Genomic DNA, 24,824 nt, shown 5'->3' on the forward strand with positions numbered 1-24,824 from the left:
CCCCCACCCGAATCGAGCCGACCCCTGACGGACCGGCTCCCAGCGCGGTCCCGCCACAGACGAGTGAGTGCGTGTATGCCCCCGTTTAGCAGACTATGGTCGGCGTCCCCGGCCGACAAGGCTGCGCCGCCGCCCCTGCGCTGCCCTTGCCACGCCTCGACCAGGATCGATCCAGCGCGACGCGGATCACAGGCAGCGAATGTGATCAATCCCACATTTATCCCGCTCCAGGTTTGGGTACGGACTGGTCGTCGGTCCAGGACGCGAGATGCCGGTAACATCACGCCCGGCGGCAGGGATCACCACCCCGACGTACTTCAGTGCGTCCGGCGATCGGATCGCCGCCCCGGCCCGATAGTGGAGAGTTGATGCCGAGCTTGAACCCAGCAGAATCGCCGGCGCGCCAGCCAGATTCGACCCAGCGCGATCCAGCGGTCCGCGTCGAGGACGTCCGCAAGTCGTTCGGCGACGTGCACGCACTGCAAGGGATCAGCTTCACCGTCGAGAAGGCGAGTGTGCTCGGCATTCTCGGCCCCAACGGCGCGGGCAAGACCACCACGGTCAAGATCCTGTCCACGTTGCTGCGCCCGGACTCGGGCACCGCCGTCGTCGCGGGCCACGACGTGTGCGAGGACCCGGCGGGGGTGCGGCGCTCGATCATGATGACCGGCCAGTACGCCGCGCTGGACGAGAACCTGTCCGGCCGCGAGAACCTCGAACTGTTCGGCAGGCTGATGGGCTTGGGCAGGTCCGCGGCACGCAAGCGCGCCGACACCCTGCTCGAGGAGTTCGACCTGGTGAGCGCGGGCAAGCGCGCGGTGCGCAATTACTCCGGCGGCATGCGCCGCCGCGTCGACATCGCCTGCGGTCTGGTCGTGCGCCCCGAGGTGGTGTTCCTCGACGAGCCGACCACCGGTCTGGATCCGCGCAGCCGCCAAGGCGTCTGGGATCTGGTGAACGTGCTCAAGGACCAGGGCATCACGGTGCTGTTGACCACGCAGTACCTCGAGGAAGCCGACGTGCTCAGCGACAACATCATCGTCATCGACAAGGGCACGGTGATCGCCGAAGGCACCGCCGAGGAACTCAAGGAGAAGACCGGCGGCAGCTACTGCGAGGTGGTCCCGCTCGACCCGAAGAAGGTGCTGACCGCCGCGTACGCGCTGGGCGATCTGGTGCCCGCCGCCGTCACCGCCGAACTCGACGGCGCCGACCGGCTCTCCTTCCCGGCTCCGAACGGCGCGACCACACTGTCGGAGGCGCTCCGCAGGCTCGACAGCGCGGGTGTCGCGCTGGCCGACATCGCGTTGCGCAGGCCCTCGCTCGACGACGTCTTCCTTTCCCTCACCGGCCACACGGGCGGTCACTCGTGACCGCCAGCGCCACCGAACCGGCCACCACCGAGGCGGCCGAACTCTTCGCCGAGCTACCAGTCGCCCGTCCGTCCTCGTTCGCGCAGTGGCAGGCGCTGACCGGGCGCGTGGTGAAGACCATGGCCACCAAGGGCGAGCTGATCGTCGCCTTCGTGACGCCGCTGGTGTTCACCCTCGGCTTCTATCTGCCGCTGCGCTTCGTCATGAAGCTCCAGGGCATCGACTACGCGCAGTTCGTCATGCCGATCATCGTGTTGCAGACCATGGCGTTCACCATGCTGTCCAACGCGCAGCTCGCCGCGTTCGAGGCGATGACCGGCCTGAGCACCCGCCTCCAGACCATGCCGATCGGCACCTTGGTACCGCTCACCTCGCGGATCTGCGCGGGCCTGGTCCGTTCGGTCACCTCGCTGACCGGCGCGCTGCTCTTCGGGTACATGATCGGTTTCGAGTTCAGCGCCGGGTTCGGCCAGGCCGTGCTGTTCTGCGCGTTCTCGCTGGCCATCGGCACCGTGCTCGCGATCGGCGCGGACGGTCTCGGCAGCCTCACCAAGAGCCCGGAGCAGCTCAGCCAGGCGCTCACCCTGCCGACGCTGATCTTCGGCATGCTGTCCTGCGGGTTCGTGCCGGAGAGCAGCTTCCCGGAGTGGATCCAGCCGTTCGTGCGCAACCAGCCCATCTCGCAGTTCTCCTTCGCGCTGCGCGACATGGCGGGCGACGGGGTGAGCTGGGGCGTGTTGTGGGTGCCGCTGGCGTGGCTGATCGGGTTGACGGTGGTGTTCACGCCGTTCGCGGTGTGGGCGAGTGTGAGGCGGTCATGAACGTGCAGACGACGGAGTCCGAGGAGAAGGGCGCGGAATTCGCGCCGCTGCCGACCGTGGCCGCGCGCTCGGAGCACGCGATCGGCACCTGGGCGCAGCACAGCCTGTTGCAGTGCAAGCGACTGCTGATCGGCTGGATGCGCGATCCCGCCACCACCATCCAGACGCTGATCTATCCGGCGCTCACCCTGCTGATGTTCGACGTCGTGCTCGGCGGGACGATCACCAGGAACACCGGCATGGACGCCATCTACGGCCAGGTTCCGCTGATCACTCTGGTGGCGGCCATGTCCGGCGCGGTGGTGAGCGCGCTCGGTTTCAAGGTGGAGAAGGCCACCGGCCTGCTGAGCCGGTTCTGGACCATGCCGATGAACCGCGCGGCGAGCCTGTCGGGACGGTTGCTCGCCGAGGCGGTGCGCGTGCTGATCACGACGCTGTTCGTGATCCTGGTCGGCATGGCGCTCGGCTTCCGCTTCAACCAGGGACCGCTGGCGGCGCTGGCGCTGATCGGCATCCCGGTGCTGTTCGGCATCGGTTTCGCGGTGCTGTGCACGGCGCTCGCGACGCTCACCGAGGGCGTGCTGCTGGTCAGCCTGATCACGATCGTGAACACGCTGCTGATGTTCTTCAACACCGGATTCGTCCCGGTGTTCGCCTACCCGACCTGGCTGCAAGACGTGGTCGGCAACCAGCCGATGAGCACCGCCATCGACGCGATGCGCGGGCTCTCCGCGGGCGGTCCGGTCGCGGAGCCGCTGCTGAAGACGATCGCCTGGACCGTCGGCCTGATCGTCGTGTTCGCCTGGCCGGCGGTTCGCGGTTACCGCAGGGCGGCCGAAACCGCCTGATCGGCAATCGGCTCGGCGGGTCGACGTGGATCGTCGGCCCGCCGTCCTGTTTCGCGCGACCCGTGATGCGCGGACCGAGGGCTCGGCCGTTGTCCGATCCCGCGGCTACTCGATCTCGGTGGTCATCGGCTCGCGCGGCCGACTGAACTCGTAACCGGCCCAGCGGTTGCGGTTCGTCCAGCCGACCAGGTCGTAGCGCCAGCGGAACGGCCAGGTGTGCGCGACGGTGTTGAACAGCACCGCGCCCAGCGCGGCGTAGTCGTCGTGCGCGGAAAGCAGCGCGCGCTGCCCGCGCTCGGATTCGGTGAAGAAGGCTTCGAACATCGCGATCGACTGCTCGGTGGTCAGCCTGCCGAGGCCCCACAGTCCGCGCATGCGCATCCAATAGACCAGCCGCGCCCGCCACGGCCACAGCGCGTCGATAGGGTCGCGGCCGGTGCGCAGCGCGTCGACCGCCGTGTCGACCAAGGCGAGCGAATCCGCCACGCTGTAGCCGGTACACGGGTGCATCATGCCGCCGCGCGATCCGAACGGAACCGCCCGCGCGACGCCCTTCTTCGGCGGCGGCTGGTCGATCGGATAGTGGGCGGCCTCGTTGGGTTCCTCGCCGGTGAGCCGAATGCCATGGGCGGCAAGCCGATTCAATGTCCGCTTGCGCAGCTCGTGTTGCGGCATGCCGCCGCGCAGGCCGAGGCTGGTCTCCTCGAAGATCACCGTGCCGTCCCCGACCGGGACCGCGTAGAGGAACGACGGCGGCTCGTCCGGGCCCGCGCCGTTCTCCGGCCGCCAGTCCAGCAGCAGCCCCTCGCCTGCGCTGACCATCGGCGCCGCGGTCTCCTCGTCGACGAAGATGCCGTGCGCGCTGGCCGCCCTGCGCTGCCCGAGCGTGGGCAGGCCGCGGGTGTCGAACACCGTGGCGGCCTGCAATACCGTGCCGTCGGCCAGTTCGACCTCGTGCGCGTCGACGCGGGTGGCGCGCCCGGCGATCACCTCCGCGTCGTCGAGAGACAGCGCGTCGTGCAGACCCTGCTTGGACAGCACGCAGTAGGGACGGCGAATACGGTGCTCGGTCTTCGTCCACACCGTCGGCGCCTCGATGCGCGATCCGATCGCGCCGGGCGGCAGCCACTCCGGCAGCTCGTCGGCCCAGCAGGAAAAAGTGGGCGGCCAGAGCCGCTGCGGCCGCGGGTCGATCGCGATCACCCGCAACCCCGCCCGCATCGCCCGATGGGCCAGCGCCCGTCCGGTCGGGCCGAGCCCGACGACGCACAGATCGGCCGCCGGGACCGCACCGTCACTCATATCCGCATTCAATCCGCTGCTGTCACCCCGGTGCAACCAACCACGGGCCTCTGGTGTCCAAGTCCACTAACGCGGCGTGACCCAGGTGGTGATGTCGGCGTGGACGACCTCGAGGCCGTGCTTGTCGTAGATCGACACCGGCACCACCAGGTCCCGGCCCTCGGTGATCTGCGTGAAGTCCGGGATCTCCGGCAGCTTCGCCACCGCGCGCAATCCGGTCTCGGCCTTGGCCAGGTACTGCACGTTCATCGCCTTGGGAATCCAGCGGTGCGTGGTCGGCACCGTGGCCTCGCTGAGCATGCCCATGGCGACCTCGGCCAGATTGCACGCCGCGATGGCGTGGAAGGTGCCCAGGTGGTTGTGGATGCCGAACCACTTCGGCGAGGTCACCTCGCACAGTCCCGGCTCCAGCCGCACGACGCTGGGCAGCACCGTGCCGAAGTACGGCACCCTGGCCACCATGCCCAGCGAGAACAGCGCATGTCCCAGCCGGTTGTCCGGCAGCTTCTTCCACCCGCGCAGCGTTGCGGTCTCTTTCGTCATACCGCTATCTTACTCAAAAGTAAGTTCTGTACTCCATGGGCTCTCCGCGGAGTCTTCGCACACCTCGCAGGGGCTGTAACCTCTGCGTGGCGTGCGAAAGACGTGCGAAGTCGGCCCCCTCGCGGGGGTGATCGGGGCGACACCGGGGGCGATTTGAAGTGGGTTGGGGGTCTCGGGCATACTGTTCGGGTTGCCTTGCGCGGGGTCGTGGCTGTTTCCCAGTGAGACGGGTCGTGACCGGCGAGGCGAGCAGTACCCACTTGTGTGCTTCATCGAGTTTCGGTGTGAGCACGTCCGGGACGTTGTTCCGAGCCTGAGATGAAGTTTTCGATCCGGGCCGAGGAATAAGCGGTAGGGCGACACGCCCGACCGCGTGGACCGGAGAACCATGACAGATGAACAGCGGCGAGGATCGGGCGTGCCCGGTCGCGGTCTCCACTGAGCCGGATCTTGCCCGAGCGGGAGCCCTGCGGTTACGCAAGCTTCCCCCTCCGGGCCTGACCCACTCGAGCTGGGACGTCTTCGTGTGTTCGGGCTGTGCAAATGAGGGTGGTGCGGAAGCCCGGCTTCCGGATCACGAAGGAAAGCGGAGAAAAGGACACTTAGCGTGGCGGGACAAAAGATCCGCATCAGGCTCAAGGCCTATGACCACGAGGCGATCGATGCGTCTGCGCGCAAGATCGTGGAGACGGTGACCCGCACCGGGGCCCGTGTCGTGGGCCCGGTGCCGTTGCCGACCGAGAAGAACGTGTACTGCGTCATCCGTTCGCCGCACAAGTACAAGGACTCGCGCGAACACTTCGAGATGCGTACGCACAAGCGCCTCATCGACATCCTCGACCCGACGCCGAAGACGGTCGACGCGCTCATGCGCATCGATCTGCCGGCCAGCGTCGACGTCAACATTCAGTGACGGGGACTCGAGACATGACTGACAACAAGAACCGGCCCGCGGCCGGCATCCTGGGCACCAAGCTCGGCATGACCCAGGTCTTCGACGAGAAGAACCGCGTCGTTCCGGTCACCGTCATCAAGGCGGGCCCGAACGTGGTCACCCAGATCCGCACGGTGGAGCGCGACGGCTACAGCGCCGTCCAGGTCGCCTTCGGCGCCATCGACCCCCGCAAGGTGAACAAGCCGGTCTCCGGCCAGTTCGCCAAGGCGGGCGTCACCCCGCGCCGCCACGTCGCCGAGATCCGGGTCGAGGACGCGTCCACCTTCGAGGTCGGCCAGGAGATCAGCGCCGACGTGTTCGAAGAGGGCAGCTACGTCGACGTCACCGGCACCAGCAAGGGCAAGGGCTTCGCGGGCACCATGAAGCGCCACGGCTTCCGTGGTCAGGGTGCCTCGCACGGTGCGCAGGCCGTGCACCGCCGCCCGGGTTCCATCGGTGGCTGCGCCACCCCCGGCCGCGTGTTCAAGGGCATGCGCATGTCGGGCCGGATGGGTAACGACCGCGTCACCACCCAGAACCTGTCGGTTCACAAGGTGGACGCCGAGAACGGCCTGCTCCTGATCAAGGGTGCGATCCCGGGTCGCAAGGGCGGCGTCGTGATCGTCAAGAGCGCCGTGAAGGGTGGTGCGCACGCATGACCAGCCTCGAGAAGAAGGCCAACCTGACGCTGCCGGTCAAAGAGATCGGTGGCAAGACCAACGGCACCGTCGAGCTCCCCGCGGAGATCTTCGACGTGACCGCCAACATCGCGCTGATGCACCAGGTGGTCGTCGCGCAGCTGGCCGCGGCCCGTCAGGGCACCCACGCGACCAAGACTCGCGGCGAGGTCTCCGGTGGTGGCAAGAAGCCGTACCGCCAGAAGGGCACCGGTCGCGCCCGCCAGGGTTCGACCCGCGCGCCGCAGTTCGCGGGCGGTGGCACCGTGCACGGCCCGCAGCCGCGCGACTACAGCCAGCGCACCCCGAAGAAGATGAAGGCCGCCGCCCTGCGTGGCGCCCTGTCGGACCGGGCCCGCAACGAGCGCATCCACGTGATCACCGAACTGGTCGCGGGTCAGTCCCCGTCGACCAAGACCGCCAAGAGCTTCCTGGCCGAGCTGTCGGACCGCAAGAAGTTCCTGGTCGTCGTCGGCCGCGAGGACATCGCCGCGTGGAAGAGCGTGGCGAACCTGCAGAACGTGCAGCCGATCGCCCCGGATCAGCTCAACACCTACGACGTCCTCAACAGCGACGACGTGGTGTTCAGCGTCGAGGCCCTGAACGCTTTCGTTCACGGTCCCGCCGAGGCGGCACAGGAGGAGAGCAAGTGACCACCATCGCCGACCCCCGCGACATCCTGCTGGCGCCGGTCATCTCGGAGAAGTCCTACGGACTGATCGAGGAAGGCACCTACACCTTCCTGGTGCACCCGGACTCCAACAAGACGCAGATCAAGATCGCCGTCGAGAAGGTCTTCGGTGTGAAGGTCACCAGCGTCAACACCGCCAACCGTCAGGGCAAGCGCAAGCGGACCCGCTTCGGTTACGGCAAGCGCAAGAACACCAAGCGTGCGCTCGTGACCATCTCGGCCGACAGCAAGCCCATCGAGATCTTCGGAGGCCCGGTCGCGTAAGCGAGCGGGAATCCAGAAAGTAGAGAAGAACTCATGGCAATTCGCAAGTACAAGCCGACTACCCCCGGTAGGCGCGGGTCGTCCGTCTCCGACTTCGCCGAGATCACCCGGTCCACCCCGGAGAAGTCGCTGCTGCGTCCGCTGACCAAGACCGGCGGTCGTAACGCGCACGGCCGCATCACCACTCGCCACCGCGGTGGCGGGCACAAGCGGGCCTACCGTCTGATCGACTTCCGTCGCCTGGACAAGGACGGCATCCCGGCCAAGGTCGCGCACATCGAGTACGACCCGAACCGGACCGCCAACATCGCGCTGCTCCACTACGTGGACGGCGAGAAGCGCTACATCATCGCGCCGAAGGGTATCCAGCAGGGCACCCCGATCGAGTCCGGCCCGACGGCCGACATCAAGCCGGGCAACAACCTGCCGCTGCGCAACATCCCGACCGGTACCACCATCCACGCGGTGGAGCTGCGTCCGGGCGGCGGCGCCAAGCTGGCCCGTTCCGCGGGCATGAGCATCCAGCTGCTCGGTAAGGAAGGCCCCTACGCCACGCTGCGTATGCCCTCCGGCGAAATCCGTCGCGTCGACGTGCGCTGCCGCGCCACCGTCGGCGAGGTCGGCAACGCCGAGCAGTCGAACATCAACTGGGGCAAGGCAGGCCGCATGCGCTGGAAGGGCCGTCGCCCCACGGTCCGTGGTGTCGTCATGAACCCCGTCGACCACCCGCACGGTGGTGGTGAGGGCAAGACCTCCGGTGGTCGCCACCCGGTCTCGCCGTGGGGTCAGCCGGAAGGCCGCACCCGCAAGCCCAACCGTCCGAGCGACAAGCTCATCGTCCGCCGTCGCAAGACCGGCAAGAAGCGCTGAAGGAGGAGGTAAGAAATGCCACGCAGCCTCAAGAAGGGCCCGTTCGTCGACGACCACCTCCTCGCGAAGGTGGACGTGCAGAACGAGAAGGGCACGAAGCAGGTCATCAAGACCTGGTCGCGTCGTTCGACCATCATCCCGGATTTCATCGGGCACACCTTTGCGGTGCACGACGGCCGCAAGCACGTCCCCGTGTTCGTCTCGGAGTCCATGGTCGGGCACAAGCTCGGTGAGTTCGCGCCGACCAGGACGTTCAAGAGCCACGTCAAGGAAGACCGGAAGAGCAAGCGGCGATGACGACTGAGACTCAGAACCCCACTGCCCGGGCGACCGCCAAGCACGTGCGCGTCACCCCGATGAAGGCTCGTCGTGTCGTGGACCTGGTCCGCGGCAAGCGGGTCGAGGACGCTCTCGCGATCCTGAAGTTCGCGCCGCAGGCCGCGAGCGAGCCGGTCGCCAAGGTCGTCGCCAGCGCCGCGGCCAACGCCGAGAACAACCTCGGCCTGAACCCGGCCACGCTGGTCATCTCGACGGCGTACGTCGACGAGGGCGCCACCATGAAGCGTTTCCAGCCGCGCGCCCAGGGCCGCGCGTTCCGGATCCGCAAGCGCACCAGCCACATCACCATCGAGGTCGAGAGCGTGCCCACCGCCGGTGCTGCTCGCAGCCGCCGGAAGGGAGGGGCAAAGTAAATGGGACAGAAGATCAACCCCCATGGCTTCCGCCTCGGTATCACCACCGACTGGAAGTCGCGTTGGTACGCGGACAAGCAGTACGCGGACTACGTGAAGGAAGACGTCGCCATCCGTCGGCTGCTGGCCAACGGCATGGAGCGGGCGGGCATCTCGAAGGTCGAGATCGAGCGCACCCGTGACCGCGTGCGTGTGGACATCCACACCGCGCGTCCGGGCATCGTGATCGGCCGCCGCGGCGCGGAAGCCGACCGCATCCGTGCCGAGCTGGAGAAGCTCACCGGTAAGCAGGTTCAGCTGAACATCCTCGAGGTCAAGAACCCCGAGTCGGACGCGCAGCTGGTTGCCCAGGGTGTGGCCGAGCAGCTGTCCAACCGTGTGGCGTTCCGTCGCGCGATGCGCAAGGCCATCCAGTCGGCCATGCGTTCGCCGAACGTCAAGGGCATCCGTGTGCAGTGCTCGGGCCGCCTCGGCGGCGCCGAAATGTCGCGCTCGGAGTTCTACCGTGAGGGTCGGGTGCCGCTGCACACGCTGCGCGCCGACATCGACTACGGCCTCTACGAGGCCAAGACCACCTTCGGTCGCATCGGCGTGAAGGTCTGGATCTACAAGGGCGACATCGTCGGTGGCAAGCGTGAGCTGACCGCCGCGAGCGCTCCGGCGGGCGATCGCGATCGTCCGCGCCGGGAGCGGCCGAGCCGCCCGCGTCGGTCCGGTTCCACCGGCACCACCGCGACCGGCAGCACCGAGGCCGGGCGCTCCGCCGCCACTGCGGTGGCTGACGCCCCGGCAGAGAAGCAGGAGGGCTGACGCATGCTGATGCCTCGCAAGGTCAAGCACCGCAAGCAGCACCACCCGAGCCGTTCGGGCATGGCCAAGGGCGGTACGTCGGTGGCCTTCGGTGACTTCGGTATCCAGGCGCTCGAGCCTGCCTACGTCACCAACCGGCAGATCGAGTCGGCGCGTATCGCGATGACTCGCCACATCCGCCGTGGCGGCAAGATCTGGATCAACATCTACCCGGATCGCCCGCTGACCAAGAAGCCTGCCGAGACCCGCATGGGTTCCGGTAAGGGTTCGCCGGAGTGGTGGGTCGCGAACGTCAAGCCCGGCCGCGTGATGTTCGAAATGTCGTACCCGAACGAGGAGATCGCTCGCGAGGCGCTGCGCCGCGCGATGCACAAGCTCCCGATGAAGTGCAGGATCGTGACCAGGGAGGAGCAGTTCTGATGGCAACTGGTACACCGGCCGCAGAGCTCCGCGAGCTCACCGAAGAGGAACTCGTCTCCCGCCTGCGTGAGTCGAAGGAAGAGCTGTTCAACCTGCGCTTCCAGATGGCGACGGGTCAGCTGGACAACAACCGTCGTCTGCGCGTCGTTCGTCACGAGATTGCGCGCATCTACACGGTCATGCGTGAGCGTGAGCTCGGTCTGGCCACCGGACCCGCAGGTAAGGGAGATGCGGCATGAGCGAGAACACCACTCAGGAGCGCGGCCGTCGTAAGGTGCGGATCGGCTACGTCGTCTCGGACAAGATGAACAAGACGATCGTGGTCGAGCTGGAGGACCGGGTGAAGCACCCGCTCTACGGCAAGATCATCCGTACCACCTCGAAGGTCAAGGCCCACGACGAGAACGAGATCGCCGGCATCGGCGACCGCGTTCAGCTGATGGAGACCCGCCCGCTGTCGGCCACCAAGCGCTGGCGTCTGGTCGAGGTCCTGGAGAAGGCGAAGTAATTCCCCGCTCCGCGGCTTGAATCTCGAAGGCCCGCTTCCCCGTTCGGGAAGCGGGCCTTCGCCGTCTTCGGGATAGGATGATCACACCGAAGCGAGGTGGTTGGGGTGACCGACGTCGAGGACGGGCTGGCGCGCCCGCGACTTGCGGCAGGTGCGCTGTTCGCGCGCGGTGAGCGGATATTGCTGGTGCACAAGATCTATGGCAATGGGTGGGATCTGCCGGGCGGGCTCGTCGAGGACGGGGAGTCGCCCGCGGCGGCGTGTCGTCGGGAGGTGCGCGAGGAGTTGGGGATCGATCGGACGCCCGGTCGGTTGCTCGTCCACGACTGGGCGCCGTACCCGGGGGAAGGGGACAAGATCCTGTACGTGTTCGACGGCGGGGAGTTGGGCGCCGACGAAAAGGCGATCGAGCTTCAGGCCGAGGAGCTGGACGACTGGTGCTGGGTCGGGCTCGACACGCTCGACGACTACGTCGTTCCCCGGCTGGCCCGCCGCGTACGCCATGCGCACATTGCCAAGTGTGCCGGGCGCACCCGCTATTTGGAGCACGGCGAGCTGGTAGCGAACGCGAACTAGCGGGGCACTGCTGGGTCTGCCGGGGCACCAGGAACTCGGGGCCGTATTCCGAAGGTCGGATGCGCCGGGCTCGGATGTCATTCCGCGGGTTGAGGTGGTGGTGTTCCCCGCCGGAACCTGTCAGAAGGCTGATTACCGCGGGTAACGTACTCGGTGATCGGCCGTTGCGTCGAGTGGCGAGTCGGCCGGTGGATATCGGACCGCGCCGGACATGGGGCCGAACCAGTTCGGAGGGGTGCGATGGGATCGGAGCGGGTGTCGCGAGCGGAGTTGCGGGAGCAACTGGTGCGCAGCGGAATCGCCGGGGAAGTGGCGACGCCGCGGGAGGGGAATCTGCGGCATTACGGGCGGATGGTGGCCAAAGATCCGCGGTATCAGTTCGGATTGCGCCTGCGCGATTGGTCGTTCGACGAGACGCTGGCGATGATGGCGCGGCTGTGCGGTGTCGATCCGAATCCGGAACACACCCACGGCGTCGACACCATCGATCCGGATCTCACGCTCGACGCGCTCGACGCGATGGGGGAGCGCATCGGCGCCGCGGCGGCCGAGGGTGCGACGGTGCTGCTGGCGACCGGACATCCGGCGACGCTGCTCGGCGTGTACCGCGCGATCGAGGATGCGCTGCGCGCCGCCGGGTGCGCCGTGCTCACGCCCGCGGCGGGCTGGTCGTACGAATCCCGGCTCTGGGAGCCGGCCCCGCATCGCGAAATCGCTTATGCCTCAGGCGTCGCCGCACTGATCGGCACCGACGGACGGTGGCGGCACACGCACGATCCCGAGCCGATGCGGGCCGCGCTCGCGAGTCTGGACGGCGAACTCCCACGCCTGGTCGTCGCCGATCACGGCTGGGCGGGCGCGGCGGGGGAAGCGGGCATCGACACCGTCGGCTTCGCCGACTGCAACGATCCGGCGCTCTTCGCCGGTCTCGACGAGGGCAAGATCGCGGTCACCGTCCCCCTCGACGACGGCCTCGACCCCCACGTCTACGAGCCGCTCACGGCGTACCTCCTGCACCGCGCGCAACTCACCAAGCCACCACGCCGCCTGAGTTAGCCACCATTTCACTCTGCTCGTTCGCCTATCGCGGCCGATAGCGGCGCTCTTGCGCTATACGTATACATCTACTTATAGTGTGTCGAGACAGAGTGCGGGTGAACGCGCACGACGTCATCCACAACCGCACAGCGCCCGACTACGACGGACCGAATGAGGGCCCGCCGCTAGCTGATGCATGCCTGTATGCGCATTCACGAATGAAAGCGGGGAAATCATGACCAACCATCAGCAGCACGGACCCTCCCAAGACCTCGACAGCTGAGCCGATCCAGGCCAACGAAAGGACCTTCATGTTCGGCCGACTCGGGCGTCTCGTCGTCCACCACCCGTGGAAGGTGATCGGCGTGTGGCTGATCGCCGCCATCGCGCTGGTGGCTTCCGCCCCGGAATTCACCTCGACCACCGACCAATCCCGCTTCTTGCCCTCGCATTACGAGTCGATCAAGGCGATGGAGTTGCAGGAGAAGGCATTTCCGCAGAATTCCCCGCCCGCGGCGCTGATCGTCTTCGCCCGCGAGGACGGCGCCGCGCTCACCGAGAACGACTCGGCAGCGGTGGCCGCCGCCGCCACGGCGCTCGGCGGTGAGAACATCGAGGGCGTCACCGGAATTCAGGCGACGCCGCCCTCGGACAACCGGCTGATCCAGGTCATCGCGGTGCAGATGACCAAGGTCACCAGCGCCTCCGACAAGACCCAGGGCGACGCGGTGAAGAGCCTGCGCGACAGCCTGAAAGAGCAGGTGCGCGACACCGATCTGAAGGCGGGCATCACCGGCGCCGTCGCGCAGACGCTCGACCAGACCGAGTCCGGCGAGCGGGGCTTGGCCATCGTCGGCGCGGCGACGATCGTGCTGATCTTGGCGCTGCTTCTGATCATCTTTCGCAGTCCGGTGATCGCGCTGCTTCCCGTGGTGGTGATCGGCGGTGTCTCCAGCATGGTGGGCAGCCTGATCGCCATGGCGGCCAACGCCTTCGATCTGGAGATGGACGCCTCGGTCAACTCCATCCTCGTGGTCGTGCTGTTCGGCGTCGGCACCGACTACATCCTGTTCCTGATGTTCCGGTACCGGGAACGACTGCGCGCGGGCGAGGATCCCAAGACCGCGATGGTCAGCGCCGTCACCCGTGTCGGCGAGGCCATCACCTCGGCGGCGGGCGCGGTGATCATCGCCTTCATGGCGCTGACGCTCTCCAGCCTGGGCATGTTCCGTGCGCTCGGGCCCGCGCTGGCGATCGCGGTCGCGGTGGCGCTGGTGGCGGGACTCACCTTGGTGCCCGCGATCGTCTCCCTGCTCGGCACCAAGGTGTTCTGGCCGTCCAAGGCGTGGCGGGTGGAGCCGAAGGGCGCGCGGTTCGCCGCGATCGGCAGGGCGATGGGTAAGCGGCCCGGCGTCTTCGCCGTCGTCTCCGGTGGTGTGCTGGTGGCGTTGAGCGTCTTCGCCGTCGGGTTCAACCCCACCTTCGATCTCGGCTCGGGCTCGACCTCCGACGCTTCCGAATCCGTGGTCTACAACAAGGAATTGCTGAAGGGCATGCCCGCGGGCGCGACCCAGCCGTCGGACGTGCTGCTGCACGCGCCGGACGGGCAGTTGACTCCCGATCAGTTGCAGGGCTACCGGGCGGCGCTCGCCCAGGTGCCCGGGGTGGGCGCGGTCGGCGGACCGATGGTGTCGGCCGACGGAACCATCGCGAACTTCCAGGTGACCCTCGCCGACGCGCCGGAATCCGATGCCGCGCTGGACACGGTCCGCGGACCGTTGCGCACGGCGGCGCACGACGCGGCGCCCGCGGGCGCGACGGTGGCGGTCGGCGGCATCACCGCGGTGTTCGTCGACTTCCAGGACGCCATGAACCGCGACTACGCGATCGTGTTCCCGGTGGCGGCGATCCTGATCATGCTCGTGCTCGCCCTGCTGCTGCGCAGCCTGGTCGCGCCGTGGTATCTGATGGCCTCGGTCTTCCTCGGCTTCGCCGCGACCCTGGGTGCCACGGTGCTGGTCTTCCAGCACATCCAGGGCGCTTCCGGCCTGATCTTCACGCTGCCGGTGATCATGTACCTGTTCGTCGTCGCACTCGGCACCGACTACAACATCCTGATGATCGCCCGATTGCGCGAGGAAACCCGGGAGGGCCGCGACCCGCGCGAGGCGGCGGCGCTGAGCGTCCGCCACACCGGCCCGACGGTCGCCGCGGCGGGCGTCATCCTGGCGGGCACCTTCGCCTCGATGATGCTGGCGGGCAACAGCACGCTCTCCCAGATGGGCTTCGCGATCTCGGTCGGCATCGGCATCGCCGCCTTCGTCATGGCGATGTTCTTCACCCCGGCGATCACCGCCCTCCTCGGTCATCGCGCCTGGTGGCCGGGGCACGGTGATCGCGCACCGAAGTCGGCCGAAAGTGGTTCTAGCGAAGTGGATTACGCGCGTGCCACGTACTGACACGACGTCCGCTGACGCCGGGCGAGTGGAGGCGGCGCGTGGTAGGTCTGCCGCCGGGGGCTGGCAGAGCTGAACCGTGATTCGATCGGGCTGTTTCGTCGAAAGTTATTCGACGAACAGCCCTTTCGGCGTTCGGTGGGTGATCGACGCAGCGTTCACGCAATCCTCCCGCCCCGTGTCGAGCCCCATCGTAGGCCGGGGTGTGCCTCAGATCTCGCTGCGCGGCAACGGGTTCAGCTGCTGGTCGCGTACGGGCGGCGGACCTTGTGGGCGGCGTCGATGACGCGAGCCACGGCGGAGCCGGACACGCCCACCTCCTTGGCGATGCCTGCGCTGGACCAGGCCTGGTCGGCGAGGGTGAGAATGTCGGCGATCTGCTCGACCGGCAGCTTGGAGAGGCCCTGCTCGGCGATGTTCCGCGCGACCAGGCGGACCTCGTCCTCGGCGCTGTCCGGTTCCTGGTCGAGATCGTCGTCCTCGGCGTCCTCCTCGGCGATGGCGCGCTGGGTGGCGAGGATGATCTCGGTGCTGCGCGGACGCAACGGTTCCGGCTCGGGCTCCAAGGTGAGCTGTTCGGCAGCGGCCTCGGCGCGCACGCGTGGGGTCGAGTCGTCGGACTTCGAGCCGGAATCGGTGTGTTGCCGAGTGGTTCGGTCTTCAGCCGGTTCGGGGTCGGTGGCTGGTTTGCCCTCGTCCTCCACCGCTTCCTCGTCGCGGGCGGGCGCCGACTTGCCGCCGCGGATCGCCTGGAACTCGGCGAGCTCGACGGCGTCGGTCGTGTTCACGGGTTCGGCCGCTTCGGCGTCCTCGGGCTGCGGGTACGAAATGGTTTGCAGGGCATGGGATCCGGCCCACATCGACGGCGTGGTCCGGCCGTTGCCGTTGACCGGCCGGAGCCTGGTCTGCGCGATGTGGAGCGGCTGCGCGGCGGCGTCGTCGGCGGTATGGGCCGAGCGGCCGTTGGACGATCCGTTGCGTCGCGGCGTCCGCGGGGCGTCGTCCTCTTCGGCGAGCCCGCCGGTGAGCAACGAGAGCGGAACCAAATACGACAGCCCGGTCATCGAACCGCGAGCCGTAGCCGCGTCCGGTCCGGACTCCTCGTCGGCGGAAGCGGAGGTGTCCTCGGAAGTGAACGTGCCTGCGTCCTCGGAAGCGGAGGTGTTCTCGGCGGTGGAAGTGCCTGCGTCCTCGGAAGTCGAAGTTCCTGCGGGAGTGGCTCCGGCGTGGCGACCGTCGAGCGGCTGCTTCTCCGCGTCGGCGGCGGATTCCACGGAAGTCGGCCGAGTGTTCTGGAGCGGTCGCGGTTCGACGCCGTCCGTCCGGGAGGCGGACGTGGCATCGATGTCCGTCGCCGCGATCGCGCTCGGTCCACCGGTCGAATCCACGACCAGCCCGGCGGTATCCCACTGCCTCGTGTCCGCGGACCCGTACGCCCCGCGCAACTTCGGCACGGCGGTGTCGTCCACGATCGGCACGCTGTCGATGAGCTGCGCGTACCGCGCCGCGACCCAGGCGTGCAACCAGATCACCACGCCGACCATCGCCGGCGCGATCGCGAATTCGGCCGCTCGCCCGAGATCGCCCGCGGCCAGGTGCGGCCCGGTGTTCAGCGCGATGGTGGTGCCGAGCAGCGCCGCCTCGAAGACGATCACCTTGCCGCGCGGGAGCTCTCGCCCCCAGCGTGCCGCGGTCGTCGCGACCACCATGATGGTGATGATCGGGATGGAGATCATCGCCTCGATGCCATAGCTGAGCCAGTACAGCGGATCGGACATATCGCCGCTCGGGACGAGGTTGTGCTGCACGTTCACGCCCGCCCACACCATGCCGAGAATCACGACGGCGATCAGCGCCCGCGAGGACCATTCGGCACGGCGGTAGAGCTGAGCCAGCCGCGCGTCCTGGTTGGCGACGCGCCGCCGGGCCGCCAGCGCGCGGCGGTGCCAGCGCGCGTCGTCCTCCTCGGCGCGGCGGATGGCGGCCCCGGTGCGACGGTCGAGCTTCTCGGCGGCCAGCTCGTCCTCGACGGCGCGCCGCCGCTGACCGCGACGTTGGGCCCGAATCCATTCCGCGAGTTCACGTTCCGCGGCGATCTCGGCCTCGGAGAGCACCTCGACCAATGCGGTGTCGTGCTGCAGCGGCAGTTTCCCGCGCGCCGTCGCGACCCGTTGTGCCAGTGCCGCTATCTCGGAATTGCCGGTCGACGGTTCGTCGGGCATCGCGAGCCTTCCCTGGAGCCGATATCGGGCCGATTTCTCGGCGTCGACAAGTGTGCTCGAACATATGTGTGAACGCGATGAGACTAAACCGACGGCCCGCCGCGGTCAATGCGAACGGCGGCAGTGCGCGAGAGTGCCGAGCGTCTGCCCCGGTAGTGCGGGCCTCGGGGGAAGGTCAAGCGTCCTTATGACACACGGCTTCCAGCAGCACGCCGTCGTACCCGATCCAGAAGGTCGCGAAATAGGGCGGCGGATACTCCGGGAATTCGCGTGGCGGATGGACAATTTCGTCGCCGCGCGCGGCCGCCCAGGAATGCACCGCGTCGACGTCGGCGCGCGTGCGCACCATGAAGGCGAGGTGTTGCAGTCCCGGTTTCACGCGCGAATATCCCGGCTGTTCGGCCGGATAGAAGAACAGGTAGGTCCCGACTTTGCCGCGGGCGGGCCGGTAGGCGAACTGAGTGTCGTCCAGCAGGAAACGCTCGTAGTCGACGAGCGGCATCATTTCGTCGTAGTACGCGCGCGCCGCGGCGAGATCCGTGACGTTGATGCCGAGATGTCCGAGGGGCACTACTCGAACTTAGAGCCGCGGCCGTGGACTGGGAAGGATGCTTGACGCGCCAAGCGACGGCCCGACGCTAGGCCAGGGTCGTGTGCCAGACGAGCGCGGCGGCGAGTGCGCCCGCGCCGTTGACCGACCAATGCAGTGCGATGGGTGCGAGCAGGCTGCCGCTGCGGCGGCGCAGCCAGGTGAAGACGACGCCTGCGGCGGCGGTCGCGGCGACCGCGAGCAGGATGCCGACGATCTGTCCCGCCAGGCCGCCGCCGAGGAAGCCGGTGAGCCCGCGGTTGCTGGTCGTCAGGCCGAAGGACGAGGCGATGTGCCAGAGGCCGAAGAGCAGCGAACCCGCCGCGAACACCCCGCGCGCGCCGTAGACGCGATCCAGGGTGCCGTGCAGCACGCCGCGGAAGGCGAGTTCCTCGGGGATGACGGTCTGTAGCGGGATGACGATCATCGACGCGATGAGCGCGCCGGAGATGGTGGCGTACCGGTCGGCGAGGAAGAACGGGCGCGTCGCGGGCAGCAGCGCCCCGACGGCCACGGCCGCGAGCACGATGCCGACCGCGGCCAGCGCGTACAGCGATCCGCGCCGCCAGTGCCTGGGGGAGAGTCCGAGTTCGGCCCAGCCGAGCCCTCGCCTGCGGACCAGGGCGAGCAGGACGATCGCGGCGATCGGAACGGTGACGATGCTGGCCCACGCGGTGGTGAAGTGCGCGATCAGGTTGGTGCCCGCGAGGACGACGATCACGACCGCTACATCGATATAGGCATGCAGTTTGTTGTGGGTGGGGGCCGCTTCCTCGAGGTCCGTTTGACGCACCCGGCCCAGTGTAGGGTCCGGCCCGCGCGGTTCGCCCTTGGTTGAGCGCCTGATCACAGGTGCCGATTTTCACCGCGAGCGTGGTCTCGCGGAGGCTATCCTGTGACCAATCTGAATGAAACATGTTTCAGTTTTTTCGCCAATCTGGCCCGTAGGGAACTGGACGGTCGATACAGTCCGATCGTTCGCACCCGGTGTGCGTCTCGAAGAGGAGTTTCCGAATGACTAGAACCCAGAGGCGGATCGGTCGCCGGCTCGGCGTCGGCCTGACGACGCTGGTCGCGGCGGGTTGCGCGGCGATACTGACCGCGCCCTACGCGTCCGCGACGGTCGACGACCTCAGCGTCTCGGCGGGCAACCCGCAGGCGGGCTGCACCTATGAGATCACCGCGAAGGTGAATCACTGGTTCGAGGTCTGGTTCTACGACAACGCGCTGGTCATTCCGGGCAGTCCGGTGAAGCCGGTCAACGGCGTGGCGACCGTCCAGTGGAAGCCGAAGAAGTCGGGCACCCACACGCTGGCCGCGCTTCAGGGCTTGGCCTACGAGATCAAGGTGAACGTGGCCGAGCCCACCCTCACCGGCAGCGCCACCTGCGGCGCCGGACCCCTGGCCTGGATGGGGTCCTGAGAGAGCCGCGCCCGCGACGGGCAGAGCCATCGTCGCGGGCGCTCGGGCCGGCCGGCTACCCCTGTTCCGCCGGCCGGCCCGCCTTCGTCAGCACGCCCAGGCGGCGTGGTCCGTCCACGCCTGGAGGGTTCTCGTCGTCTCGAATCGTCGCGGCGCGCCGGTGACCGGATCGGTGAACTCGAGCGAGGCGGCCAGCAGTTGTAGCGGCCGGGTGAAATCGTGCACCGGCTTGTCGGTGAGACGAGGATAGAAGTCGTCCCCGAGGATCGGCACGCCGAGTCCGTTCATGTGCAGGCGCAGCTGGTGGGTCCGCCCGGTCAGCGGCCGCAGCCGATAGCGGCCGAGTCCGTCGCGGTGTTCGAGCAGGTCGACGACCGTTTCCGCGTTGGGTTCGCCCGCAACCTCTTGGGCGGCGAGCACCTGCTTCTCCTTGACTATGCGGCTGCGCACCGTGCGCGGTAGGTCCAGATCGGGGCGGTAGGGGGCGATCGCCTCGTATTCCTTGCGCACCGCCCGCCGGTGGAACATCGTCTGGTACGCCCCGCGCCGGGCCGGGTCGACGACGAACAGCAGCAGTCCCGCGGTCACCCGGTCGAGTCGGTGGGCGGGCACCAGATCGGGCAGATCCAATTCCTGACGCAGCCGGACCAGCGCGGTCTGCCGGATGTGCTGCCCGCGCGGAATGGTGGCGAGGAAATGCGGCTTGTCCACAACCAGCAGGTGATCGTCGCGGTGCACGACGGTGATGTCGAACGGCACGTCGGTTTCGTCCGGCAGGTCGCGATGGAACCACACTGCTCCGCCGGGGACATACGGCGCGTCCGGCGCGATGGGCCCGTCGAGATCGACGATCCCGCCCTCGCGCAGCAGTTCATCGATCCGTTCCGGCGCGACCCGGGGAAGTCGCTCGACCAGATGGTCGCGAATCGTCGCCCATTCGCCCGTTTCCGGCAGTCTCAGCCGGGCCGGGTCCAAGCCGTACCGCTTGGGCAGCGGCGGCTGCTGCCTTCTTCTCATCGGCGACAACTCTAATCGCCCCAGGTCAGCAGGCCGCGACCGGGCGGTCGGAGCTCGGGCGTCGCGAGGCCGGGGTGGTCGGGCGCGAGGAGGGCGCGACCCCGAGGCCGGCGCGCGTGGTGTGCTGCCGCCACCCCGGCAGTCGCGGCAGCCCGCCGGTTCTCGTCGCCGAATTCAGAAGCCGCGCAACCGATCCGGCGTAATCCGAATGGGCACCGAGTATTCCGCGTAGAACTCGTCCGCCGACATCTTGATGTCCGCCAAGCCCTCGGTGTACTTCGCTGTGTACGAGGCGATTTCGTCGTCGGACGGCCGTTCTTCGACGATGCGCGCCGTTCCGGTCAGTACCACCACCTCGCCGCCGTGCGCGTTGCTGTTGAGATTCAGCGAGACACGCGGGTTGCGGGCGATATTGCGCACCTTCGCCTTGTCCGGCTGGCTGAACAGGAGGAACTCGCCGTCGCGCCACTGGAACCACACGGGGTTCGGCTGCGGCGTGCCGGACGGGCCGACGGTGGTGAGCCAGAGGACGGACTCGCGGCCGAGGCGCTCGGCGACCTTGGCGCCGAAGTCGGTGGCGGTGTCGACGACGGGCGCGGCGGGGCGATCGGATGCCGTTGTGGTCATGCTGTGGTCAACGTCTCCGGCCGCGCCCCGATTCCGGTCGGCGCGCAGGTGTCCGAATACCGCGAGTTCAGGGCTCGGCGCGTTCGTCGAGCACCATCCGCCGCGTCTCGACGAGGGTCTGCCGCGCTCGTCGGCGCACCCGGCACAGTTCGACGGAGCAATTCAGATGGATCTGCATCGCGCGGTGGGCCTGGGGCGCGGAGAGTTCCCCTGGATCGGCGTAGCAATCGGTAATGGCCGAAACAATGTGCGTGACAAACATTTCCACAACCTCCGACTCTGGAGACGGGTAGCTATCGGGGAAAAGTACTTCCCGAGCCGGTGTTTCGGAACCGAGACGAAGCGCCGTTCACGCAACTGTCGACGCGGCGTCGGACAGCGGCAAGCCGCGGACTCGCGCCGCCACCGGTGGTCGGCCGCCCGTTCGCCTGCCGTTCCCCCATCTCAGGGAAAGTTAGCCTTACCTATCTTTCTGTGTGAAGATGGGGCGGATTCCGGCGAGGTACGCCAGAACGAGAGGCGAGGACACATGACGGTGGAGGTCACGCCGCGTGCGGCGGCGGAAACGGGGAACCGGCCGCCCCGCGCGGTGGCGAAACAACGCAAGCAACAGCAGGCGCTGGCGCGCAAGGAGATTCTCGCGCCGGTGCAGGGTGCGCTGACGCTCGCCACTGTCGTCATGGCGATCGCCTCGGTGTGCACCGTGGTGCCGTTCATCCTGATCGTCGAGGCCTGCCGCGAGCTGCTCGACGACCCGGTGGACACCGACCGGGTGTGGCGGCTGTTCGGCCTCGCCATGCTGGTGCTGCTGGTGCGCGCCCTGCTGCAAGCGGCGGCGCTGACCTGGACACACCTGGTGGATGGCGGCTACCAGCTCACCGTGCGCCGCGCGCTCGCCGCCAAGCTGACCAGGGTGCCGCTCGGCTGGTTCGGCGAGCACGGTTCGGGCGAGGTGAAGAAGTATCTGCAAGACGATGTGGAGGCGCTGCACTATCTGGTGGCGCACGCGCGGCTGGAGTTCGTCGGCGCGCTGCTCGTCCCGCTGGTCTCGCTCGGCTATCTGTTCACCGTGGACTGGCGGCTGACGCTGATCCTGCTGGTGCCGCTGCTCGCCTACGCCATGGCCTTCCGCACGATGATGAACCGCGAGAGCATGGACCGTCTCGCGGTCTACACCCGCTGGGAGCGCCGGGTGCAGCAGGCGACCATCGAGTTCGTCGACGGCATCCAAGTGGTCCGCGCCTTCGGGCAGGCGGGCAAGGCGCATCGCGATTTCCAGGACGCCGTCGACGGCCAGGCCGACAGCTTCGACCGATGGAAGACGCCGATGATCCGGCTCCAGGCGGTGGCCGACATCATGATCTCCCCGGTGTTCGTGATGCTGGTGATCGTCGTCGCCGGATTGGCGGGCGTCGGCGCGGACTGGCTGGCTCCACTCGATGTGCTGCCGTTCCTGCTGGTCGGTCTCGGTCTCGGCAGCGCGCTGCTCGGCCTCGGTTACGGGGGACAGGCGCTGCGCGCCGCGGGCGCGGCGGCCGAGCGTCTGTACGAGGTGCAGCAGAGCCTTGAACTCGCCTCGGCCGCACCGGGATCCGACGACCCGAGCGACGCCGAGCCGGGCCTCGTCCGTTTCGAATCCGTCGGGTTCGGCTACCGCGACGGCCACGATGTGCTGCGCGACATCGACCTGGAGCTGCGACCGGGCACCATCACCGCGCTGGTCGGCCCCAGCGGCTCCGGCAAGTCGACGCTGGCCAAACTGCTGCCCCGCTTCTACGACGTCGGGTCCGGCCGGATCACCATCGGCGGCCGCGATATCCGCGACTACCCGAGCGAAGACCTCTATCGCACCGTCGGTTTCGTGTTCCAGGACGTGCGGCTGATCCGCGGCACCATCCGCGAGAACCTGCTGCTCGCGGCCCCTGCCGCCGACGGCGCCGCGCTGGAGCGGGCCGCCCGCGCCGCCCAGATCCACGACCGCATCCTCGCACTGCCCCGCGGCTACGACTCCGAGATCGGCGTCGACGCCACGCTCTCCGGCGGTGAGGCGCAACGGCTTTCGGTGGCCCGCGCGCTGCTCGCCGATACGCCCGTGCTGGTGCTGGACGAGGCGACCGCCTTCGCCGACCCCGAGTCGGAGGCGGCTGTGCAGGACGCGCTCGCGGCGCTGGTGGCCGGGCGCACCGTGCTGGTCATCGCACACCGGCTGCACACCATCACGGGTGTGGATCGGATTCTGGTGCTGGAGAACGGCTCCCTCGTCGAGCAGGGCGACCACCGCACCCTGTGCGAGGCGGGCGGCGTCTACCAGCGGCTCTGGGAGATCAACGAGGCGGCACTCGGCGCGGTCTCGCTCGTGGAAAGTGAGGCAGCCCGATGATTCGCAAAGTTCTCGGCCTGGTGCCCGCCGAATTCGCCCCCCTGACACCGCGTTTGCTCGCCGCGATCCTGGCGCAGGCGATCAGCCAGGCGATCGGGTATCTGCTGCTGGTGCCGGTGCTCGAGGCACTGTTCGACGACGACCTCGGCCGCGCCTGGTTCTACGCGCTGCTGATGCTGGTCGCGGTCGGCGCCGTGGCGGTGTTCGGCTACCTACAGGCCTCGCTCGGCCTGCGCATCGCGGTCGGCATGCAGCGCGGCCTGCAAACCCGGCTCGGCGATCATCTGAACGCGCTGCCGCTCGGCTGGTTCGAAACCCGCAGCGCCGGACCGCTGTCGCGGGTCACGGTGGAGAACGTGCGCGAGATCCAGGGCACCGTCGCCTATCTGATCGCCAAGGTGGTCACCGGCATCGTGGTCCCGCTCGGCGTCGCCGTCGGCATGCTGTTCATCGACTGGCGGATCGCGCTGGCCATGCTGCTCGCCGCCCCGGTCCTCTTCCTCGTCAACGGCCTCGCGGGCCGCGCGTACCAGCGGGCCGACAAGGGCATGCACGAGGCGGCGGCCGAAGCCGATTCGCGCGTGGTGGAATTCGCGCAGGCCCAGCCGGTGCTGCGCGCGTTCGGCGCGGTCGGGTCGGGCAACAAGGCGCTGGACGGCGCGCTGCGGCAGCAACGGTCGGCCAACACCAGGATGGTCTTCACCTCGGTGCCGAGCCTGATCGTCTTCGCGCTCTTCGTGCAGGCCGTGTTCCTGGTCCTGGTCTACGTGGTGATCGCCAGGGTGACCGACGGCGTGGTGTCGGCCGCCGTCGCGATCGCGCTGATCGCCGTGAGTTCGCGATTCATCGAGCCGTTGAATCAGGCCGCGCAGCTGGGCAACGGACTGCGCTCGGCCGCCGCCGCGGTCGACCGGGTCTCCGCGCTGCTCGCGGAACAAGCCCTGCCCGAGGCGAACTCGCCGGTGACGCCGGGCGCGCCGACCGTGGTGTTCGACAACGTGAGTTTCGGCTACCGCCCGGGCGAGCCGGTGCTCTCCGGCATCACCTTCAGCGTCCCGGCGGGAACCACGACCGCGATCGTCGGCCCCAGCGGCGCGGGTAAGACGACGCTGCTGCGGTTGGCCGCGCGGTTCTACGACGTGGACGGCGGACGGGTCGCCGTCGGCGAACACGATGTGCGCGACCAGCCTTCGGAGACGCTGCTGAACCAGCTGTCGCTGGTCTTCCAGAACGTCTACCTGTTCGACCGGTCGGTGGCGGACAACATCCGGATCGGCCGCCCCGAGGCCACCGACGCCGAGGTGCGCCGGGCCGCCGAGGCCGCGCGGGTGGACGAGATCGCCGAGCGCCTGCCGGACGGCTACGACACCGCCGTCGGCGAGGGCGGTGCCGCGCTGTCCGGCGGTGAGCGGCAACGGGTCTCGATCGCCCGCGCGCTGCTGAAGGACGCGCCGATCGTGCTGCTGGACGAGGCGACCAGCGCGCTGGACCCGCACAGCGAGGCGGTGGTGGTGCGCGGCGTGCACGAACTCACCAGGGGCAAGACCGTGATCGTGGTGGCGCACCGCCTGGCCACCATCGCGCACGCGGACCAGATCCTGTTCGTCGACGGTGGTCGTATCGTCGAACGCGGCACGCACACCGAGCTGCTGGCGCAGGGCGGTCGCTACGCCGACTTCTGGAACGAGCGCAGCCGCGCGTCCGGCTGGCGGCTGGAACCGGCCGCGGTGTGAGGCGATGACAA

28 protein-coding genes are annotated in these 24,824 nt (G+C 68.3%); 20 read left to right on the forward strand and 8 right to left on the reverse strand.

Going from position 1 to position 24,824, the window contains the following annotated elements:
* The first annotated feature begins 368 nt into the window (after positions 1–368).
* From ACRWNM_RS04995 to ACRWNM_RS05005, 3 genes are read left to right on the forward strand one after another with little or no spacing between them, the layout of a single operon-like run.
* Entirely contained in the window at positions 369–1,373 is a 1,005-nt protein-coding gene (locus ACRWNM_RS04995; RefSeq protein WP_431963956.1) for an ATP-binding cassette domain-containing protein, read from the forward strand.
* Positions 1,370–2,194, forward strand: coding sequence for an ABC transporter permease (locus ACRWNM_RS05000; RefSeq protein WP_431963958.1), 825 nt, complete (start codon positions 1,370–1,372; stop codon positions 2,192–2,194). Before ACRWNM_RS04995 ends, ACRWNM_RS05000 begins: the two co-directional genes overlap by 4 nt.
* Positions 2,191–3,042, forward strand: a complete 852-nt coding sequence (locus tag ACRWNM_RS05005) for an ABC transporter permease (protein ID WP_431963960.1) — start codon at positions 2,191–2,193, stop codon at positions 3,040–3,042. Before ACRWNM_RS05000 ends, ACRWNM_RS05005 begins: the two co-directional genes overlap by 4 nt.
* A gap of 105 nt (positions 3,043–3,147) precedes the next feature.
* Here ACRWNM_RS05005 and ACRWNM_RS05010 read toward each other — a convergent pair whose 3' ends face one another.
* Both ACRWNM_RS05010 and ACRWNM_RS05015 read right to left on the reverse strand, forming a co-directional pair.
* Positions 3,148–4,344 (reverse strand): lycopene cyclase family protein, encoded by a 1,197-nt coding sequence (locus ACRWNM_RS05010; protein ID WP_431963962.1) that lies wholly within the window; start codon positions 4,342–4,344, stop codon positions 3,148–3,150.
* Positions 4,345–4,410: 66 nt separating this feature from the next.
* Positions 4,411–4,887, reverse strand: coding sequence for a hotdog fold domain-containing protein (locus ACRWNM_RS05015; protein ID WP_431963964.1), 477 nt, complete (start codon positions 4,885–4,887; stop codon positions 4,411–4,413).
* A gap of 607 nt (positions 4,888–5,494) precedes the next feature.
* On the opposite strand from ACRWNM_RS05015, the gene rpsJ reads away from it, so the two are divergent.
* The 14 genes from rpsJ (at position 5,495) to ACRWNM_RS05085 (ending at position 14,826) form a co-directional block, all read left to right on the forward strand.
* Positions 5,495–5,800: a 30S ribosomal protein S10 gene (rpsJ, locus tag ACRWNM_RS05020; RefSeq protein WP_003938093.1), complete on the forward strand. Its 306-nt coding sequence runs from the start codon at positions 5,495–5,497 to the stop codon at positions 5,798–5,800.
* Between the two features lie 14 nt (positions 5,801–5,814).
* A complete protein-coding gene (gene rplC / locus ACRWNM_RS05025) occupies positions 5,815–6,480 on the forward strand; it encodes a 50S ribosomal protein L3 (protein WP_431963966.1) in 666 nt (221 codons plus the stop codon).
* On the forward strand, positions 6,477–7,151 hold the full coding sequence (rplD, locus tag ACRWNM_RS05030) for a 50S ribosomal protein L4 (RefSeq protein WP_431963968.1): 675 nt from the start codon (positions 6,477–6,479) through the stop codon (positions 7,149–7,151). The genes rplC and rplD overlap by 4 nt, the downstream gene beginning before the upstream one ends.
* Positions 7,148–7,453, forward strand: a complete 306-nt coding sequence (gene rplW, locus ACRWNM_RS05035) for a 50S ribosomal protein L23 (RefSeq protein WP_011207266.1) — start codon at positions 7,148–7,150, stop codon at positions 7,451–7,453. Before rplD ends, rplW begins: the two co-directional genes overlap by 4 nt.
* A gap of 33 nt (positions 7,454–7,486) precedes the next feature.
* On the forward strand, positions 7,487–8,323 hold the full coding sequence (gene rplB, locus ACRWNM_RS05040; RefSeq protein WP_067785345.1) for a 50S ribosomal protein L2: 837 nt from the start codon (positions 7,487–7,489) through the stop codon (positions 8,321–8,323).
* A 15-nt stretch (positions 8,324–8,338) separates the two neighbouring features.
* Positions 8,339–8,620, forward strand: coding sequence for a 30S ribosomal protein S19 (rpsS, locus tag ACRWNM_RS05045; RefSeq protein ID WP_067785343.1), 282 nt, complete (start codon positions 8,339–8,341; stop codon positions 8,618–8,620).
* Entirely contained in the window at positions 8,617–9,015 is a 399-nt protein-coding gene (rplV, locus tag ACRWNM_RS05050) for a 50S ribosomal protein L22 (protein ID WP_062983231.1), read from the forward strand. The genes rpsS and rplV overlap by 4 nt, the downstream gene beginning before the upstream one ends.
* Positions 9,016–9,825, forward strand: a complete 810-nt coding sequence (gene rpsC, locus ACRWNM_RS05055) for a 30S ribosomal protein S3 (protein WP_431963971.1) — start codon at positions 9,016–9,018, stop codon at positions 9,823–9,825. It abuts the gene before it with no gap.
* Between the two features lie 3 nt (positions 9,826–9,828).
* Complete coding sequence (gene rplP, locus ACRWNM_RS05060) at positions 9,829–10,245, forward strand: 50S ribosomal protein L16 (protein ID WP_067785334.1); 417 nt, start codon at positions 9,829–9,831, stop codon at positions 10,243–10,245.
* Positions 10,245–10,484, forward strand: a complete 240-nt coding sequence (rpmC, locus tag ACRWNM_RS05065) for a 50S ribosomal protein L29 (RefSeq protein ID WP_011207272.1) — start codon at positions 10,245–10,247, stop codon at positions 10,482–10,484. Before rplP ends, rpmC begins: the two co-directional genes overlap by 1 nt.
* A complete protein-coding gene (rpsQ, locus tag ACRWNM_RS05070) occupies positions 10,481–10,753 on the forward strand; it encodes a 30S ribosomal protein S17 (RefSeq protein ID WP_431963973.1) in 273 nt (90 codons plus the stop codon). The genes rpmC and rpsQ overlap by 4 nt, the downstream gene beginning before the upstream one ends.
* A gap of 105 nt (positions 10,754–10,858) precedes the next feature.
* Entirely contained in the window at positions 10,859–11,329 is a 471-nt protein-coding gene (locus ACRWNM_RS05075) for an NUDIX domain-containing protein (protein ID WP_431963975.1), read from the forward strand.
* A 240-nt stretch (positions 11,330–11,569) separates the two neighbouring features.
* Complete coding sequence (locus ACRWNM_RS05080) at positions 11,570–12,385, forward strand: phosphatase (RefSeq protein WP_431963977.1); 816 nt, start codon at positions 11,570–11,572, stop codon at positions 12,383–12,385.
* 293 nt (positions 12,386–12,678) lie between these two features.
* The gene (locus tag ACRWNM_RS05085; RefSeq protein ID WP_431963979.1) at positions 12,679–14,826 is read left to right on the forward strand and encodes an MMPL family transporter; all 2,148 of its coding nucleotides are present in this window, start codon (positions 12,679–12,681) and stop codon (positions 14,824–14,826) included.
* A gap of 233 nt (positions 14,827–15,059) precedes the next feature.
* On the opposite strand, the gene ACRWNM_RS05090 is transcribed toward ACRWNM_RS05085, so the two are convergent.
* The 3 genes from ACRWNM_RS05090 to ACRWNM_RS05100 form a co-directional block, all read right to left on the reverse strand.
* Complete coding sequence (locus ACRWNM_RS05090) at positions 15,060–17,045, reverse strand: hypothetical protein (RefSeq protein WP_431963981.1); 1,986 nt, start codon at positions 17,043–17,045, stop codon at positions 15,060–15,062.
* A 175-nt stretch (positions 17,046–17,220) separates the two neighbouring features.
* Entirely contained in the window at positions 17,221–17,616 is a 396-nt protein-coding gene (locus ACRWNM_RS05095; RefSeq protein ID WP_431963983.1) for a VOC family protein, read from the reverse strand.
* Positions 17,617–17,683: 67 nt separating this feature from the next.
* A complete protein-coding gene (locus ACRWNM_RS05100) occupies positions 17,684–18,427 on the reverse strand; it encodes a CPBP family intramembrane glutamic endopeptidase (protein WP_431963985.1) in 744 nt (247 codons plus the stop codon).
* Positions 18,428–18,648: 221 nt separating this feature from the next.
* Here ACRWNM_RS05100 and ACRWNM_RS05105 point away from each other — a divergent pair, with 221 nt between their 5' ends.
* Positions 18,649–19,056 (forward strand): hypothetical protein, encoded by a 408-nt coding sequence (locus tag ACRWNM_RS05105; RefSeq protein ID WP_431963987.1) that lies wholly within the window; start codon positions 18,649–18,651, stop codon positions 19,054–19,056.
* 87 nt (positions 19,057–19,143) lie between these two features.
* On the opposite strand, the gene ACRWNM_RS05110 is transcribed toward ACRWNM_RS05105, so the two are convergent.
* From ACRWNM_RS05110 to ACRWNM_RS05120, 3 genes are all read right to left on the reverse strand, one after another.
* A complete protein-coding gene (locus ACRWNM_RS05110; protein WP_431963989.1) occupies positions 19,144–20,073 on the reverse strand; it encodes an RluA family pseudouridine synthase in 930 nt (309 codons plus the stop codon).
* Between the two features lie 174 nt (positions 20,074–20,247).
* Positions 20,248–20,700, reverse strand: coding sequence for a TIGR03667 family PPOX class F420-dependent oxidoreductase (locus tag ACRWNM_RS05115; RefSeq protein ID WP_431963991.1), 453 nt, complete (start codon positions 20,698–20,700; stop codon positions 20,248–20,250).
* Positions 20,701–20,767: 67 nt separating this feature from the next.
* On the reverse strand, positions 20,768–20,962 hold the full coding sequence (locus tag ACRWNM_RS05120) for a hypothetical protein (RefSeq protein WP_431963993.1): 195 nt from the start codon (positions 20,960–20,962) through the stop codon (positions 20,768–20,770).
* Positions 20,963–21,229: 267 nt separating this feature from the next.
* Here ACRWNM_RS05120 and ACRWNM_RS05125 point away from each other — a divergent pair, with 267 nt between their 5' ends.
* Positions 21,230–23,080, forward strand: a complete 1,851-nt coding sequence (locus ACRWNM_RS05125; RefSeq protein WP_431963995.1) for an ABC transporter ATP-binding protein — start codon at positions 21,230–21,232, stop codon at positions 23,078–23,080.
* Positions 23,077–24,813 carry an ABC transporter ATP-binding protein gene (locus tag ACRWNM_RS05130; protein ID WP_431963997.1) on the forward strand — a complete coding sequence of 579 codons (1,737 nt, stop codon included), beginning with the start codon at positions 23,077–23,079 and terminating at the stop codon, positions 24,811–24,813. The genes ACRWNM_RS05125 and ACRWNM_RS05130 overlap by 4 nt, the downstream gene beginning before the upstream one ends.
* The last annotated feature ends 11 nt before the right edge of the window (positions 24,814–24,824 follow it).

Source organism: Nocardia sp. bgisy134 (assembly GCF_965341865.1).
In the GTDB taxonomy this organism is placed as follows: domain Bacteria; phylum Actinomycetota; class Actinomycetes; order Mycobacteriales; family Mycobacteriaceae; genus Nocardia.

Excerpts from the sequence above, each read along its gene's own strand:
- ACRWNM_RS04995 (WP_431963956.1), top strand. The coding sequence starts at position 369 with ATGCCGAGCTTGAACCCAGCAGAATCGCCGGCGCGCCAGCCAGATTCG.
- ACRWNM_RS05005 (WP_431963960.1), top strand. The coding sequence starts at position 2,191 with ATGAACGTGCAGACGACGGAGTCCGAGGAGAAGGGCGCGGAATTCGCG.
- ACRWNM_RS05010 (WP_431963962.1), bottom strand. The coding sequence starts at position 4,344 with ATGAGTGACGGTGCGGTCCCGGCGGCCGATCTGTGCGTCGTCGGGCTC.
- ACRWNM_RS05015 (WP_431963964.1), bottom strand. The coding sequence starts at position 4,887 with ATGACGAAAGAGACCGCAACGCTGCGCGGGTGGAAGAAGCTGCCGGAC.
- rplC (WP_431963966.1), top strand. The coding sequence starts at position 5,815 with ATGACTGACAACAAGAACCGGCCCGCGGCCGGCATCCTGGGCACCAAG.
- rplD (WP_431963968.1), top strand. The coding sequence starts at position 6,477 with ATGACCAGCCTCGAGAAGAAGGCCAACCTGACGCTGCCGGTCAAAGAG.
- rplB (WP_067785345.1), top strand. The coding sequence starts at position 7,487 with ATGGCAATTCGCAAGTACAAGCCGACTACCCCCGGTAGGCGCGGGTCG.
- rpsS (WP_067785343.1), top strand. The coding sequence starts at position 8,339 with ATGCCACGCAGCCTCAAGAAGGGCCCGTTCGTCGACGACCACCTCCTC.
- rplV (WP_062983231.1), top strand. The coding sequence starts at position 8,617 with ATGACGACTGAGACTCAGAACCCCACTGCCCGGGCGACCGCCAAGCAC.
- rpsC (WP_431963971.1), top strand. The coding sequence starts at position 9,016 with ATGGGACAGAAGATCAACCCCCATGGCTTCCGCCTCGGTATCACCACC.
- rplP (WP_067785334.1), top strand. The coding sequence starts at position 9,829 with ATGCTGATGCCTCGCAAGGTCAAGCACCGCAAGCAGCACCACCCGAGC.
- rpmC (WP_011207272.1), top strand. The coding sequence starts at position 10,245 with ATGGCAACTGGTACACCGGCCGCAGAGCTCCGCGAGCTCACCGAAGAG.
- rpsQ (WP_431963973.1), top strand. The coding sequence starts at position 10,481 with ATGAGCGAGAACACCACTCAGGAGCGCGGCCGTCGTAAGGTGCGGATC.
- ACRWNM_RS05080 (WP_431963977.1), top strand. The coding sequence starts at position 11,570 with ATGGGATCGGAGCGGGTGTCGCGAGCGGAGTTGCGGGAGCAACTGGTG.
- ACRWNM_RS05085 (WP_431963979.1), top strand. The coding sequence starts at position 12,679 with ATGTTCGGCCGACTCGGGCGTCTCGTCGTCCACCACCCGTGGAAGGTG.
- ACRWNM_RS05090 (WP_431963981.1), bottom strand. The coding sequence starts at position 17,045 with ATGCCCGACGAACCGTCGACCGGCAATTCCGAGATAGCGGCACTGGCA.
- ACRWNM_RS05105 (WP_431963987.1), top strand. The coding sequence starts at position 18,649 with ATGACTAGAACCCAGAGGCGGATCGGTCGCCGGCTCGGCGTCGGCCTG.
- ACRWNM_RS05110 (WP_431963989.1), bottom strand. The coding sequence starts at position 20,073 with ATGAGAAGAAGGCAGCAGCCGCCGCTGCCCAAGCGGTACGGCTTGGAC.
- ACRWNM_RS05115 (WP_431963991.1), bottom strand. The coding sequence starts at position 20,700 with ATGACCACAACGGCATCCGATCGCCCCGCCGCGCCCGTCGTCGACACC.
- ACRWNM_RS05120 (WP_431963993.1), bottom strand. The coding sequence starts at position 20,962 with ATGTTTGTCACGCACATTGTTTCGGCCATTACCGATTGCTACGCCGAT.
- ACRWNM_RS05125 (WP_431963995.1), top strand. The coding sequence starts at position 21,230 with ATGACGGTGGAGGTCACGCCGCGTGCGGCGGCGGAAACGGGGAACCGG.
- ACRWNM_RS05130 (WP_431963997.1), top strand. The coding sequence starts at position 23,077 with ATGATTCGCAAAGTTCTCGGCCTGGTGCCCGCCGAATTCGCCCCCCTG.